The organism is Saccharopolyspora griseoalba, from assembly GCF_042665275.1.
Lineage (GTDB): Bacteria > Actinomycetota > Actinomycetes > Mycobacteriales > Pseudonocardiaceae > Saccharopolyspora > Saccharopolyspora griseoalba.
Genome location: NZ_JBHTCJ010000003.1, coordinates 261,710 through 276,678 on the forward strand (window position 1 = coordinate 261,710; position 14,969 = coordinate 276,678).

12 protein-coding genes are annotated in these 14,969 nt (G+C 71.1%); 6 read left to right on the forward strand and 6 right to left on the reverse strand.

Annotated features, from left to right (window positions below):
- Window positions 1-118: 118 nt before the first annotated feature.
- Together ACFQRI_RS07720 and ACFQRI_RS07725 are read right to left on the reverse strand one after the other, a co-directional pair.
- A complete protein-coding gene (locus tag ACFQRI_RS07720) occupies window positions 119-922 on the reverse strand; it encodes an alpha/beta hydrolase (protein ID WP_380666014.1) in 804 nt (267 codons plus the stop codon).
- 57 nt (window positions 923-979) lie between these two features.
- Window positions 980-1,543, reverse strand: coding sequence for a DUF4232 domain-containing protein (locus ACFQRI_RS07725; RefSeq protein WP_380666016.1), 564 nt, complete (start codon window positions 1,541-1,543; stop codon window positions 980-982).
- Between the two features lie 300 nt (window positions 1,544-1,843).
- Between ACFQRI_RS07725 and ACFQRI_RS07730 the strand changes: the two genes are divergently transcribed.
- From ACFQRI_RS07730 to ACFQRI_RS07750, 5 genes are all read left to right on the forward strand, one after another.
- Window positions 1,844-2,800 carry a GH25 family lysozyme gene (locus tag ACFQRI_RS07730; protein WP_380666018.1) on the forward strand — a complete coding sequence of 319 codons (957 nt, stop codon included), beginning with the start codon at window positions 1,844-1,846 and terminating at the stop codon, window positions 2,798-2,800.
- Between the two features lie 878 nt (window positions 2,801-3,678).
- Window positions 3,679-4,602 (forward strand): DMT family protein, encoded by a 924-nt coding sequence (locus ACFQRI_RS07735; protein WP_380666021.1) that lies wholly within the window; start codon window positions 3,679-3,681, stop codon window positions 4,600-4,602.
- Window positions 4,603-4,620: 18 nt separating this feature from the next.
- Entirely contained in the window at window positions 4,621-5,853 is a 1,233-nt protein-coding gene (locus tag ACFQRI_RS07740) for a glycosyltransferase (protein ID WP_380666023.1), read from the forward strand.
- A 2-nt stretch (window positions 5,854-5,855) separates the two neighbouring features.
- Window positions 5,856-6,743, forward strand: a complete 888-nt coding sequence (locus ACFQRI_RS07745) for an alpha/beta fold hydrolase (protein WP_380666025.1) — start codon at window positions 5,856-5,858, stop codon at window positions 6,741-6,743.
- A complete protein-coding gene (locus ACFQRI_RS07750) occupies window positions 6,740-7,888 on the forward strand; it encodes a glycosyltransferase family 4 protein (RefSeq protein WP_380666027.1) in 1,149 nt (382 codons plus the stop codon). The genes ACFQRI_RS07745 and ACFQRI_RS07750 overlap by 4 nt, the downstream gene beginning before the upstream one ends.
- Here ACFQRI_RS07750 and ACFQRI_RS07755 read toward each other — a convergent pair.
- From ACFQRI_RS07755 to ACFQRI_RS07770, 4 genes are all read right to left on the reverse strand, one after another.
- On the reverse strand, window positions 7,869-8,258 hold the full coding sequence (locus tag ACFQRI_RS07755; protein WP_380666029.1) for a peptidase inhibitor family I36 protein: 390 nt from the start codon (window positions 8,256-8,258) through the stop codon (window positions 7,869-7,871). The two genes, ACFQRI_RS07750 and ACFQRI_RS07755, sit on opposite strands and share 20 nt — an antisense overlap.
- Before the next feature lie 185 nt (window positions 8,259-8,443).
- Entirely contained in the window at window positions 8,444-8,818 is a 375-nt protein-coding gene (locus ACFQRI_RS07760) for a hypothetical protein (RefSeq protein ID WP_380666031.1), read from the reverse strand.
- Between the two features lie 338 nt (window positions 8,819-9,156).
- Entirely contained in the window at window positions 9,157-10,749 is a 1,593-nt protein-coding gene (locus ACFQRI_RS07765; protein WP_380666033.1) for a solute symporter family protein, read from the reverse strand.
- Entirely contained in the window at window positions 10,749-11,162 is a 414-nt protein-coding gene (locus tag ACFQRI_RS07770) for a DUF485 domain-containing protein (RefSeq protein WP_380666035.1), read from the reverse strand. The genes ACFQRI_RS07765 and ACFQRI_RS07770 overlap by 1 nt, the downstream gene beginning before the upstream one ends.
- Window positions 11,163-11,868: 706 nt before the next feature.
- On the opposite strand from ACFQRI_RS07770, the gene ACFQRI_RS07775 reads away from it, so the two are divergent.
- Window positions 11,869-14,958 (forward strand): nitrate- and nitrite sensing domain-containing protein, encoded by a 3,090-nt coding sequence (locus tag ACFQRI_RS07775; RefSeq protein WP_380666037.1) that lies wholly within the window; start codon window positions 11,869-11,871, stop codon window positions 14,956-14,958.
- Window positions 14,959-14,969 lie beyond the last annotated feature (11 nt).

The window sequence follows — 14,969 nt, forward strand, 5'->3', positions numbered from 1 at the left end:
GACCGGGACCTCGCGGCCGAGCGCCCGGGCGCTGCTCGAGTCCAGGCGGGGCCGGAGCTCGCACCGCCGCTCGGGCTCCGCAGCCGCACCGCCGGGCGGAGCAGCCGCTGAACAGGTCCTAGCTGTTCAGCGCGCGCCCGACGAAGTTCAGGACGTCGGCGACGACCTCGGTCCGGTTGGTCTCGTTGAACAGCTCGTGGCGGGCGCCGGGGTAGATGTGCTCGTGGAAGTCGCCGCCGCGAACGCGGTCGATGCCGGTGCGGGTGTCGGCCTCCGGGACGAGCTCGTCGTCCTCGCCGTGGATCCACAGCGTCGGCAGCTCCAGCGACGGGCCCTCGTTGATCGCCAGCAGGCACTCGTCCACGGCGCGCAGCGTGGCGCGGCGGAACGGGCCGTGCCAGACCAGCGGGTCGGCCAGGTAGTCGGCGCCGACCTGCGGGTCGCGGGAGAGCGTGGCCGGGTCGATCGGGGTGTCCGGGATCTCGTCGTGCTCCAGCAGGTCCAGCACGTGCCAGGTGCCCAGCACCGGGCCGGAGAGCACCAGCGCGGAGAGCTTGCCCGGGTGGTGCTGGGCGTAGCGGGCGGCCAGCATGCCGCCCATGGAGTGCCCGATGAGCACGATCGGCAGGTCCGGGTGCTCGGCGGCGAGCTCCCGGCGCACCACGTCGAGGTCGGAGACGAGCACCTCGGCGTCCTCGAAGTGCACCCGGTCGCCCGGTGAGCGGCCGTGCCCGATGTGGTCCGGCGCGCAGACCAGCGCTCGCGCCCCGGCCAATCGCTCGGCGACCCACTCGTAGCGCCCGGAGTGCTCGCCGTAGCCGTGCGCGATCAGCGCGATCCAGGCCGGTTCGGCCGGTTTCCACTCCCGCACGGCGAGCTCGCCCAGGCTGCCCGCGACGGTGCGATCCGTTGACTCGATCATGCCGCCACCCCAGCACACCAGCGGCCGGCGAGCCACCACCGGCCGCGCGCGAGCTGGTCAGCGGTGGTAGGCGCTGGCCTCGACGTCGCCCCAGCCGCAGACCGGGCCGCCGGTCCAGTTCACCGGCACCCAGTCGGTCTCGTCCGGCGGGATGACCTGGGCGGTGGCCGGGGTGGGCTGGCACGGCCCGTCGGTGGGTTCGCCCTCGTGCGGGTTCGCGGTCCAGTGCAGCGTGGCCGAGGCCGCCTGGCCGGGCGCGAGCTCGATCGGGCTCGGCCCCGGGTTCGGCGAACGGGTCAGCTCGGTCGGCAGCGGTCGGCCCGCCGCGTCGACCAGCTGCAGCCCGCCGTAGCCGTAGATGGTGCAGGGCTCGCCGGACCTGTTGGTCAGGATCAGCTCCGCGTAGCGCTGGCCGGCGCCCGCCTCGACGCGGCCCATCGAGCCGCTGAGCATCGAGGTGTGGCAGCGCCCGGGCGCTTCGGTCCCGGCCTTCGGCGCGGCTGCCTGCGGGCCGGCGCCCGCCGCGGCGTTGCCGGTCTGCGCGGCCTGACCGCAGCCCGCCAGCAGCGCCGCCGAGAACAGCACCGCGGACGTTCGAGCAACGCGTGCTCCGATGGTCATCGCGACCACCTCCCCCGAGTCGATGAGGTCGCCGTCGTCGCGCCCCTGTTGAGTGGACGCTCCGCAGCCGACCGGGTTGCCCGCGCCATCAACTCTGCCGGGAGCTGCCAGTGATCGCGACCCGGCGCCGGAGATGCCCGCAACGGGGGATGTGCGCGGTTTTCAAGACACCGAACGTGCGGGGTCGGCGTGGATTTCCTCCGTCTTTCGGGCGGCGATCTTGACCTGAACGGACCTACGCCGGGTCTATCCGATTTCGATAGTTTGATCGCGGCATTTGCCGAAGTCAGGGGGTAAACGATGGCCGAACGCATTCCTGGGATCGACGTCGCGCAACACCAGGGGGAGCCGGACTGGGGGGCGGTGCGCGGCGCCGGCCACGCCTTCGCCTACGTCAAGGCCACCGAGGGGATCGGCTGGGTCAGCCCCACGCTCGACCCCCAGCTCGCGGGCGCCCGCGGGGCCGGCATGGTCACCGGGCTCTACCACTTCGCCCGCCCGGACACCAACGGCCCGCAGCAGGAGGCCGCGGACTTCGCCGCGCAGCTCGCGCGGCTCAACGCCGCAGGTCAGGGCAACCTGCCGCCGTGCCTGGACATCGAGAAGGACGCGCCGAACCTGGGCGCCTGGGTGAAGGGCTTCATCGACGCGCTGCGCGGGCACACCGGCCGCAACGAGATCGTCGTCTACGCCTCCTCGTCCTGGTTCCAGGACAAGCTGGCCACCGACACGTGGGTGGACCCGGGCGTGTTCCTGTGGGTCGCGCACTACGGCCGCGCTCCCGGCGAGCCCGGGTACCTGACCGACCGGGTGGTGATCCACCAGCACTCCAGCGAGGGCCAGGTGCCGGGGATCGCGGGCAACGTCGACCTCAACGTCTCGATGGTGCCGCTGCAGCACCTCACCGGTGCGGGTGCGCCCCCGCCTCCGCCGCCCCCGCCGCCGGCCCCGGACCCGGGTGGCACCTACGTGGTCCAGCCGGGGGACACGCTGTCGGGCATCGGCGCGGAGTTAGGCGTGGACTGGCGGGAGATCGCGCGGCTCAATGGCATCTCGGACCCGGACCTGATCTACGTCGGCCAGGTCCTCAAGGTCCCCGGCGGCGCCGCGCCGGAGACCTACGTGGTCCAGCCCGGGGACACGCTGTCGGGCATCGGCGCCAAGCTGGGCGTGGACTCGCGGGAGATCGCTCGGGTCAACGGCATCGCCGACCCGAATCAGATCCAGGTCGGGCAGCGGCTGACCATTCCGCGCTGAGTTCCGCGGCGGGCGGCGGTGCGCATCGGCGCACCGCCGCCTTTCGCCGTTCCGGGCGAAACTGCGCGCCGAGCACCCGCCGTGCCCGATCGGTTTCGGTGCGCGCCCCAGTTCGGGGCGTGATGTTGTCGCCATGTCGCTTAGATCACCATTCCGCGTTCAGAATGTTGATCTTCATTTCCGCCGAATTCCCAGTTGGTGCCGCGTGCTCGCCGGATCGCTTCCGAATCGCTCCGCGGCGTTAATGCGAGCGCGGTGCTGAAGTTGATGTGTTGCTGACAAAGTCCTCAGCGTCGTTGTTCTAGAGTCGGGGCGTGTACCCGGCGGACAGAGCGGCAGCACGCGCGGGCGGTGCGCGCGACGCACCCGCGCGCGGCGCCCGCGCGGCCTTCGCCGGGAGACGGCCCGGATGCGCGGGCCGTCCATTTCGGCCCGCCGGTTCGGTGCCCGCGCATTCCGGCGAAGCCCCGCCGCGCGCCGACCGGAATTCCGGCCGAGCGTTCTGCGCCGGTCGCCGGTCGGGGTCCGCGCGGGTGTCCCCTGAGGCCGAATCGGGCACCGCGCGAGGCCCCCATCCCGTTCCCGGCCAGGTCCGCGGCGTTCCGGGGGCTCGATCGTGAACGGCATTCGGAATGCGGTGGGGAAATACCTCAGGGAAATTGGGGGTCCGGCCCCGGAGGCGCGCCGGACTCGCGAGACGCGAGATTGAGCGGTGTGGACGGACAGCGAAGCCGACGAGCAGCGGGCCGCGCGCTCGCCCCGATCGGCCGACGGTCGCGGCGGATGCCGTGGTGCCCTGCAACGGGACGTGCCATGAAGCGCGGAGTTGAGCTCTCGCCGGAGCGCCGCGCGCGCGTGCGTCCGGGTGGTGGCCCGCTATGACGGTGCTCGCGGTGCTGCTCGCGGCGTTGGGCGCCTGCGGATACGCGCTGGGGGCGCGGTTGCAGCACGGCGCCGTGCACGACGCCATGGCCGGCGGCGGTCTGGGGCTGCGCAGCCAGGGGCGGCTGGTGCGCAACACGCGCTGGCTCGTCGGCCTGGGCGCGCTGGGCTCCGGGGCGCTGCTGCACGCCGTCGCGCTCGGCCTGGCCCCGCTCAGCGTCGTGCAGCCCATCGGGGTCCTGGCGCTGCCCCTCACCGTGCTGCTGAACCTGGGCGCCCGCGGGTACCGGGCGCGCGAGCTGAACCCGAGCGTGCTGCTGGGCGTGGCCGCGGCCACCGGCGGCGTGTCGATGTTCGTGCTGCTGGCCGTGGGCAGCGCCACGTCCACCCCGGTGAGCGGCGCGCAGCAGCTCGTGGCCACCGAGCTGATCGCCCCCGCGGTCCTGGTCATCGGCGCGATGGCCGCCCTGACCAGGGCGAAGGTGCGGTGTGTACTGTTCGCCGCCGGGTGCGCCGTGGCCTACGGGTACGTGTCGCTGATGACTCGCGCGCTCACCCAGCAGCTCGGCACCCCCGAGCTGTTCGGCATCAACCCGCTTCCGCTGCTGGGCATCGCGGTCGCGATGGTGACGGGCGGTTGGCTGCTGCAGCACGCCTACGCCAGCGGACCGCCCGACCTGGTGGTGGCGTGCCTGACCGTGATCGACCCGCTGGTGGCGGTGGGGCTGGGCATCGGACTGCTCGGCGAAGCCGCCGAGGTGGGCGGCTGGGTGGCCGCCGGGGAGGTGCTGTGCGCCGCCGTCGCCTGCGCCGGCGTGTTCGTGCTCGCCCGGTACCACCCCGACAAAGACGACGAACCCCATGCCCGCCATCGTGACCACCGGGAGCGCCGATCCCGCCGGATCGCGCTCGACAACTAGTCCTGACGGGAGTTCCTCTTGACTTCGCAACCGTCGCGCACCCGCCCGCTGCGGATCGTGGTCGGTGCCACCACCTACCCGCCCGACGTCAACGGAGCGGCGAACTTCGGGCACCGCCTGGCGACCGGGCTGTCGGCCCGCGGGCACGAGGTGCACGTGATCTGCCACTCCACCGACCGGGAGGAGCGTTCCGAGGTCGAGGACGGCGTGCGCGTGCACCGGGTGGCCTCCTACGAGACGATGTTCCACCCGTCGATCCGCACCATCAGGCCCTGGCAGGCCGGCCGGGCGGAGGAGCTGCTGGCCGAGATCCAGCCGGACATCGTGCACGTGCAGTCGCACTTCTTCATCTGCCGCGGCCTGATCAACGCCGCCCGCGAGCGCGGCATCGGGCTGGTGGCCACCAACCACTTCATGCCGGAGAACGTCTTCGGCTACCTCAAGATCCCGTCCTTCCTGCAGAGCGCGGCCGGGCGGGTGCTGTGGCACTTCCTGGTCAAGCACTACGGGAAGGCCCAGCTGGTCACCGCCCCGACGCCGCGCGCGGTCCAGCTGCTGCAGGACAACGGTTTCCACCGCACCGCGCTGCCGGTGTCCTGCGGCATCGACGTCGACCGGTACCGGCGCCCGGCGCAGGCCTACCGGGCCGAGCACCCGGACCCCGAGGTCCGCACCGCGCTGTTCGTGGGCAGGCTCGACGAGGAGAAGCACATCGACGACCTGCTGCGGGCGATTTCGCTGCTCGAGACCGAGGCCGAGACGCGCCTGGAGATCGTGGGCAACGGCAGCCACCGCGAGGCCCTCGAACAGCTGGCGGCCGACCTCGGCATCGCCGACCGGGTGCACTTCCACGGCTTCCTCAGCGACGACGAGCTGCTGCGCGCCTACGCGCGCGCGGACGTGTTCTGCATGCCCAGCATCGCCGAGCTGCAGAGCCTGGCCACGATGGAGGCCATGTCGGCGGCGACCCCGGTGGTTCTGGCCGACGCGATGGCGCTGCCGCACCTGGTGCGCAGCGGCGAGAACGGCTACCTCTACCCGCCGCGCGACGTGCGCGCGCTGGCCGCGGCCATCGACGACGTGCTCGACGACCGCGCCACCATCGACCGGATGGGCAAGGCGAGCGAGCAGCTCGTGGCCCGGCACGACATCGCCGAGGTCCTGGGTCGCTTCGAGGCGATCTACGAGCACGTGATGAACCCCGACGGCGGTGTGGAGCTGGACGAGATCAGGACCGAGCTGGCGAGCTGACCATGATCATCCCGGAGTTGCACCCGCTGGAGCGGGTCGAGCGCATCAGCGGCTCGGACCTGCACTGCTGGGTTTACCGCGACGAGCCGGGGCCCGAGGGACAGGACCCGGAGACCGTGCTGATGGTGCACGGCCTCCGCGGCACGCACGAGGGGTTGGAGCTCATCGCCGCCGAGCTGGCCGATCAGCGGGTGGCGATCCCGGATCTGCCCGGCTTCGGGGATTCCGGGCCGATGACCGAGCGCCGTCACGACATCGCCGGCTACGCCGAGGCGATGCTCGAACTGGCGCGCAGGCTCGGCGGCGATGCGCGGCCGATCTCGCTGGTGGGGCACTCCTTCGGTTCGATCGTGGCGGCTCGGCTGGCCGCCGCCGCGCCGGAGCTGGTGCGCAGGCTGGTGCTGATCAACGCGATCGCCAGCCCGGCCCTGGAGGGACCGCGGGTGGTGCTGTCCTCGCTGACCGCCGCCTACTACTCCCTCGGCGAGCACCTGCCGGTGCGCGCCGCGCACTCGCTGCTGAGCAACCGCTGGGTGGTGCTGGCGGCCAGCCGGGCGATGACACGCACCCGCGATCCGCGGCTGCGCGGGTTCATCGACCGCAACCACCTGCGCAACTTCAGCCGGTTCCACAGCCCCGCCGTGCTGGGCGAGACCTTCCGCGCCTCGGTGACCCACACGGTGTCCGACTACGCCGACGCGCTGACCATGCCGGTGCTGCTGATCGCCGGGGAGACCGACGACATCGCACCGCTGGCGGGGCAGCGCGCGCTGGCCGAGCGGCTGCCCGAGTCCGAGCTCGTGATCATCCCCGAGGTCGGGCACCTGGTGCACTACGAGACGCCGGCCCGGGCCGGCGCCGAGATCCGGCGCTTCCTGGGGTGCGCATGAGCGAGCACGATCGCGGAACCACCCGCGTGGGAAGGGAATCCGAGCGGGCGCTCCGGATCGTGGTCGACGCGCGCTGGACCCGCACCGACCAGCACGACGGCATCAGCCGCTACGGCGCGAGCTTGATCGAGGCGTTGCACGACCTCCACCCGGTTCGGATGCTCGTCCACGACGAGCGGCAGCTGGACCTGCTGCCCGCCGAGGTGCCGCACGTGAAGGTCAACAGCCCCTTCTCGCCGCGGGAGCTGTGGATCTCGCGCACGCTGAACCGGCTCGGCGCCGACGTGGTGTTCAGCCCGCTGCAGATCATCGGGGGCTCCCGCCGGAACTACCGCCTGGTCGTGACCCTGCACGACCTCATCTACTACCGGCACCCGACGCCGCCGGGGTTCCTGCCGCTGCCGGTGCGCGCCGCCTGGCGGCTGTACCACCGGGCGTTCTGGCCGCAGCGGTTGATGCTCGACCGGGCCGACGCGGTGGTCACGGTCTCGGAGACCACGCGCGCCCTCATCGAGCACCACAGGCTGACCCGCCGCCCGGTCGCGGTGGTGCCCAACGCGCCCAGCGGGTCCGCGCTCGCGGCGCCCGCCGGGGCGCCGCGAGCCGGTGGGCCGCGCGAGCTGGTGTACATGGGCTCGTTCATGCCGTACAAGGACGTCGAGACGCTGCTTCGAGGCATGGCCTTCCTCCCGGGCCGCCGGCTGCACCTGGTCAGCCGCCTCGCGCCGGAGCGCGAGGCCGAGCTGCGCGCCCAGGTGCCCGCCGGGGCGGACGTGGTGTTCTGGCGCGGGATCGACGAGCACGACTACCGGCGGTTGCTCGCCGGGGCGAGCGCCCTGGTCACCGCCTCGCGGGACGAGGGCTTCGGGTTGCCGGTCATCGAGGCGATGAACGCGGGGACGCCGGTGGTCTGCACCGACCTGGACATCTTCGGCGAGGTCACCGGCGGTCACGCGAGGTTCTTCGCCCCCGGTGATGCCGAGGGCTTCGCCACCGCGGTGCGCGCCGTCGAGGAACCCGGCACCCGCGCCGAGCTGGTCGCCGGCGCCAGGGCGCAGGCGGCGCGCTTCACCTGGCACAACTCGGCCGAGCGGCTGCTCGACCTGCTGCGCGAGCTCGCCGGGGTCAGCGCTCCCAGATCTTGATCGCTCTGACCACGTAGGACGCTCGTGGCGTCTGCGAGCCGTCCGGGTGGGTGTCGAACTCGGCGTGCGTCGAGCAGTTCGGGTCCTGGTAGGTGGTGACCGGTCTCCCGGCGCGGTTGATGAACGAGCGCACTTCCCAACCTGTTTCGAGGGCCACGCACTTCTCGATCTCGGTGCTGCGGCTCGGCAGCGCCTCCGGGGTACCGCCGAACTCCGCCTGCGGGAACGCGCAGAACGAGCCGTCGGCGCAGGGCTGCTCGCCGGCGCCTGCCTCGGTGGCAAGACCGGGCAGCAGCGCCGTGGTCAGCAGCGCGCTGCCCAGCGCCAGCAGGCCGAGGCGTCCGAACCGGGGCGGCGTGCAGGTGGACATGTGAAAATCCCTTCGATCGGCCGGATTCGTCCGCGACCGGTGGAAACGTCGCGTTGCGAAGAGGTTCCACCCCGGATCCGGGCGCGCGCCAGCGAATCCGCTTGATGCACCACGACCGAGTGGATCTTCGTGCCTGGCGAGCAACACGGACGTGCGGCTGGGAAACCCCGCCGGTGCGGGTTGATTCACCCCGATCGGGCGGGATTGGCCGACTCCTGGTGCCGCTGCTGGACCAGGCAGCCGCTGACGAACCCGCTCAGCCCGGTGCGCCGGTCGGTCAGGTCGAACCAGTGGGGATCGGTGGTGCCGTCGGCGCAGCGGACGCTCTCGCCGAGGACTCGCAGGTGAACTGTGGCGGTGTCACCGGGGTTTCCGATGCCGCGCACGGCGGACCCGGTGTTCGGAGCTTCGCGGATCCGCGCCCCGAAGGCGAGGAAGTCCGCATCCGGTCGTTCGGGAACGCGCTCGGCCGCTCGGGCCAGGGCGCCGGAGACTTCGACGGCGAACGAGGAGATGTGCGTTCCGAGGCCGGCGAGAGGCAACACGGACGCGACGGCCATGCCTAACAGCGCTTTGCGAACATTTCGCATCGCTCAATACCCCCGCTTTTCGCCCGCGGGATCCCTCCGAGCGCCTGTGGTGCCTGGCGAAGAAATCCTGGTGCGGGACGGGTTCCAGTCTAGGAACCGGCGGGGCGCCGACGTCAGTATCCGATTGGGTAGATCGACTTCGTGCGGGCCGGGCACGAAATGCGGTGACGCGCGGCTACCGGAGGGGACGCGGAAACTCCACCTGTGGGTGAGCCGCGCGGCAACATCGACCCGGTGCGCTACGACGGAGGGGCCGGTGCGATCGGCGATCGCACCGGCCCCTCCGGCCTGCTCGGGTCAGCTGCCGGTCAGCGCGAGCTCATGCCGGTCAGCGAGCGGACCTCCATCTCGGCGGCGCGCTCGCGGTCCGGTTCGGGCTTGCCCAGGAAGGTCCCGATGATCCCGAACAGGAAGGAAATCGGGATCGAGGCGATGCCGGGGTTGCTCAGCGGGAAGAACGCGAAGTCGACGCTCGGGAAGATCGAGTCCTCGGAGCCGGAGACCACCGGCGAGAAGATCACCAGCACGAGGGCCGAGATCAGACCGCTGTACATGCCCCACAGCGTTCCGGTGGTGTTGAACCGCTTCCAGAACAGCGTGTAGAGCAGGGTCGACAGGTTCGCCGACGCCGCGAAGGCGAACGCCAGCGACACCAGGAAGGCCACGTTCTGCCCGATCACCACGATGCCGCCGAGGATCGAGAGGATGCCGATGGCCATCGCGGTGATCCTGGCGACCCGCACGACCTGGTCGCCGTCGGCCTCGCCGTCGCGCAGCACGCTGGCGTAGATGTCGTGCGCGAACGAGGCCGAAGCGGTCAGCGTCAGGCCCGCGACCACCGCCAGGATCGTGGCGAAGGCGACCGCGGAGATGATGCCCAGGAACACCGTCCCGCCGATCTCGTAGGCCAGCAGCGGCGCGGCGGAGTTCTCCCCACCGGGGGCGGCCATGATCGACTTGCTGCCCACCATCGCGCTCGCGCCGTAGCCGATGACCAGCGTGCACAGGTAGAAGATCGCCATCACCCAGGTCGCCCAGACCACCGAGCGGCGGGCCTCCCGGGCGGTGGGCACGGTGTAGAAGCGCATCAGCACGTGCGGCAGGCCGCCCACGCCGAGCACCAGCGCCATCGACAGCGAGATGAAGTCCAGCTTGCTGATGGCGTCCTTGCCGTACTGCACGCCCGGGGCGAAGATGTCGCGACCGTGCTCGTTGCTCGCGGCGGCGGCGTCGAGCAGCCCGGTGAAGCTGTAGCTGAACTTGCCCATCAGGAAGATCGTGATGATCATGACCGAGAGCAGCAGCAGGACGGCCTTGACGATCTGCACCCAGGTGGTGCCCTTCATGCCGCCGACCAGCACGTAGATCATCATGACCACGCCCACGCCGGCGATCACCGCGGCCTGGCCGAGGTGGCTGTGCACGTTGAGCAGCAGCGCGACCAGACCGCCCGCGCCGGCGACCTGCGCGATCATGTACATGATCGTGATCGCCAGGGTGGAGATCGAGGCGGCCGCCCGGATCGGTCGCTGCTTCATCCGGAAGGCGAGCACGTCGCCCATCGTGAAGCGGCCGGTGTTGCGGGTCCGCTCGGCGAGCAGGAACAGGTTGATCAGCCAGGCGACCAGGAAGCCGATCGAGTACAGGAAGCCGTCGTAGCCGTAGATCGCGATCGCGCCCGCGATGCCCAGGAAGGATGCGGCGGAGAGGTAGTCGCCGGAGATCGCGACGCCGTTCTGCATGCCGGTGAACGAGCTGCCCGCGACGAAGAAGTCGCTGGTGCTGCTGCGGCTGCCGACGCGGTAGACGATCAGCAGTGTGATCAGGACGAACGCGATGAACACGCTGGTGTTGACCAGCACTGTGTCCTCGGGGATGACGTGCGGTTGGGCTGAGATCATCAGTCGTCTTCTCCGGCCAGCTCACGGATTCGGTCGACGCGCGGGTCGACGGTTCGACGGGCGAACCGGACGTAGAACGCGGTCAGCGCGAGGGTGCTGACGAACTGCCCCACGCCCATCAGCAGGCCGATGTTGACCTCGCCCCAGACCTGCTTCGCCATGAATTCCGGGAAGTACGCCGCCGCGATCACGTAGGCGACGTACCAGATCAGGAAAAACGCCGTCGCGGGGAATACGAACCATTTTAGGCGACTGCGCAGCGCCCGGAATTCAGGACTGTGCTGGATAGTGGTGAAATCGGGTCGCTCCGCGGTCGTGCGAACCGCGCTCTTCTCGATTCCGCCGAACTCCGCACGTTGATTTCCGGGCTCGCGGGGGGACCCGCGCAGCGCCGATTGCGGTGCGTTGCTCATGGATCCTTCCTGGACTTCGCGGTGGGCCCGCCGGGGTCGCCGAGCGGCGCGGGCGGGGAATTCTTACCACTTCTCTAGCACCTCCCCACAGTGTGGTCAGCCGCGCCTCCCCGGGTGTTTCCGGGGGTGGGTTTCCGGCCCTCCGCGCCCCTGGTCGAAGGCCTGACGACGCTCGGTTACCGCCAGGTAGGCACGGTTCGGTCTCCGCCGCGGTCTTCGCCGGAGGTCGCTGACCAGGGCATATCCGCAGGTCAGAGATGGAGTTGAGACCTCCGCTTAGGCTGAACGAGTGAAATTGCGCGAACGGCGTCTGAACCGCGATGGCCACGCCGAGTGATCTCGCCTGTTTGGCCTAGTCGAATGCGAAAAAGCCCCCGGTGCTTTCCTCGCGGCAGGGGCTTATAGTGCTTGGGCACCGAGAGGTGGACGGTGAACGGGAAAGGTTACGGTTCGGTACCAGTGTCCGGAATGGGAGATCCGGTATGCCATTGGTGACGCTGAGTGCCGACGAGATGCGGGTGGCTCGAAGTTTGCGTTTCACAAAGAGTCACCGGTCGCCGACAGCCCGTTATCAGAAGCCTTTCGCCCCTGACAGCCAAGACGACGATTGCGGGACCGCACGCATGCGCCGTTCTTCAACGCATTGTTCGCCCGATAGGGTCCAGACACTGGGTGACCTGCACGGGAGCAGGACGGGAGTCAGCTCGTGAGCGGGGACAAAGCAGGCGCCTCGAAACTGCAGTGGCGCAACTGGTCGCTGCTGACCAAGCTGGCCGCCGTCGTGCTGGTCCCGGTCATCTTCGCGATTACGCTCGGTGTTGGCCAGATCCGGTGGCAGGTCGAGCAGGCCGACGACTACGGCCGCGTCGCGACGGTGCTGGACACCGAGCACCGGATCCAGCCGCTGACCGAAGGCCTGCAGCTGGAGCGCAACCGAGCGGTCGAGCTGCTGGCCGGCGACGGTGACGCCGCGGCCTTCGAGCAGCAGACCGCCGAGACCGACAAGGCCGCCCAGGACCTCCGCCAGGCGATGAACGCCAACCGGGACCTGTTCACCGACGTCGCGACCGAGCGGTACGACGAGGTGCGCAAGGCCATGGACACCGTCGACAAGCTGCGCAAGGGCGCAGCTGTCGGCGCGGTCGACATGACCGCGGTGGTCGGCGGCTACAGCCAGGTCATCCAGCAGGCGCTGTCGCTGGACCGCGCGCTGACGGCTTCGGTGGCCGACCCCCGGATCTCCAGCACCGCGACCGCGCTGCAGGACCTCCTGGCGCTGAGCGAGGAGGTCCGCCTGCAGCAGGCCCTGGTGCTCACCGGCCTCAGCGAGGGCGAGCTCGACGAGCAGACGCTGCAGCAGCTCAACGGCTCGCGCGCCCGACTGCTGTCGAAGATCAACGACGCTCGTTCCGGTGTGGCCGAGCACTGGCAGAATCGGCTGGACGATCAGCTCAAGGTCCCGTCGATCGTGCAGCGCAACGCGATGCTGGCGCAGCTGGTCGCGGAGAGCACCGACGACGTGCACAGCGGCAGCTACTCGATCGACCGGCAGGCCTGGAACGAGGCCAGCGACGGCTCGGTGGCCACCATCGAGGGCGGTCGCGGCGAGCTGGCCCACGAGGTCCGCACCATCGCCGACGAGCTCGCCGACGACGCCAGCGACTCCGCCGGCTGGGACTCGGTGTTCCTGCTGGCCGCGCTGATCGCCGCCGCCGCGATGATCATCATGATCTCCCGCCAGCTGCTCGGCTCGCTGCGCGCGCTGCGCATCGGCGCGCTCGACGCCGCCGAGTACGACCTGCCGCAGGCGGTCGCCCAGGTGCGGGAGGGCAAGGGCGCCTCGGCGGAGGTGCCGCCGCTGCCGGTGGACACCAGCGAAGAGGTCGGCCAGGTGGCCCGCGCGTTCGACCAGGTCAACGAGCAGGCGCTCCGGCTGGCCGTGGAGCAGGCCGACCTGCGGCGCGGTTACTCCGACGCGTTCGTCAGCGTCTCCCGGCGAAGCCAGGCGCTCCTGGAGCGGCAGCTGCGCCTGTTCGAGGAGCTGGAGCAGGACGAGGAAGACCCCGACCAGCTGTCCCGCCTGTTCCAGCTCGACCACCTCGCGACGCGGATGCGCCGCAACAACGAGAACCTGATGGTGCTGTCGGGCTCGGACCTGGCGCGGCGCTTCACCCAGCCCACCGAGGTGGCCGACGTGCTGCGCGCCGCGGTCTCCGAGATCGAGCAGTACCCGCGCGTGATGGTGCAGCCGCCCCCGGCGATCAAGCTGCGCGGCAACACCGCTTCCGACCTGGTGCGCTTGGTCGCCGAGCTGCTGGACAACGCGGCGAACTTCTCCGCCCCGGACACCTCGGTGACCGTCTCGGCCTACCAGTCCGGTGACGGCACGCTGGTCCTGGACGTCCTCGACCAGGGCATCGGCATGGGCAACGAGGAGCTGTTCGAGGCCAACCAGCGCCTCTCCCAGGTCTCCGAGGACGACATGGCGACCTCGCGCCGGATGGGCCTGTTCGTCGCGGGTCGGCTGGCCCAGCGGCACGGCATCAACGTCGAGCTGCACGGCGGCCCGGACGTGGAGGGCGTGCGCGCCGCGGTGCTCATCCCCTCCGACCACGTGGTCTCCGCGCAGGGGCAGCAGCCGCAGATGCCCTCGGCGGCCCAGCCCGCCCAGCGCAACGGGCACTCCCACCAGCACAACGACGCGATGCTGACCTCCGGTGGCCTGCCCCGCCGCGAAGGGCGCCAGTCGATCCCGCCGCAGGACTCGGGCTGGCAGACGCGCGGCCCGCAGTTCGCGGCGCAGCCGACCGGCCAGCCCCAGCAGGACCAGCAGTCGCCGGAGCCGGCCAGTCTGTTCGAGCCCGCGCAGCCCAGCGACAACCCGCCGGAGCCGCCACCGGGCCTGTTCGGCGAGGGCGCGGAGTCCACCGACTTCTTCAGCCCGTCCGGTGGCGAGGTCGCGGACTCCGGTGCCGAGGCCACGGGCTTCTTCAACCCGAGCGGGTTCGCCGAGGCCGAGACCGCGCAGCACCCCAACGGGCTGCTCGGCGACCTCGATCCCGATGACGGGTGGCCGGCTTCGGCCGAACCGCAGGACGCGGAGCCGCCGGCGCCGGAGCCGCCGCGGAACGACCTGGCCACCCAGTGGTTCATGCCCGCCAGCGAGAGCGCCGCCGCGCAGACCGGCGAGTTCAGCTGGCCGGACGACGACGACCCGCTGGGTGCGCCGACCGGGTCCGATGCGGAACCGGAGGAGACCCCGCTGACCGCCTCGGGCCTGCCGCAGCGCAAGCCGCGCCGCGCCGCGCCCCAGGACCCCGCGGGATCCGAGCCGGGCCCGACGTCACCGCCGAGCGGCGCAGACGCGCTGGCCGGCAACGGCGCGCGCAGCCCGGAGGACATCAGCGACCAGCTCGCGCACAACGGGATCCGCTTCGGCGACTCCGAGATCGCCGACGAGGGCGCGTCCGGTTGGCCCTCGGCCGCTGCTGCCGAGGCCGCTGCCGAGCCCGAGCCGTGGATCCCGCAGACCCCGGAGGCGCAGGCCTGGGACTTCGCCGCGGAGAAGGCGCGGGAGGTCACCGAGTCGGCGTCCAACCCGTCCGCGGAGTTCACCAGCGCCGGGCTCCCTCGCCGCACCCCCAAGGCGAACCTGGTGCCGGGGAGTGTGTCCAACGGCGACGAGCCGCAGCAGCCGCAGCGGCGCTTCCAGCGCGACGCGGACGCGCTGCGCAGCAGGCTCTCCGACTTCCAGGGCGGTATCAGCCGTGGTCGTCACCGGATGGACGGGGAGTGATCATGGATGCA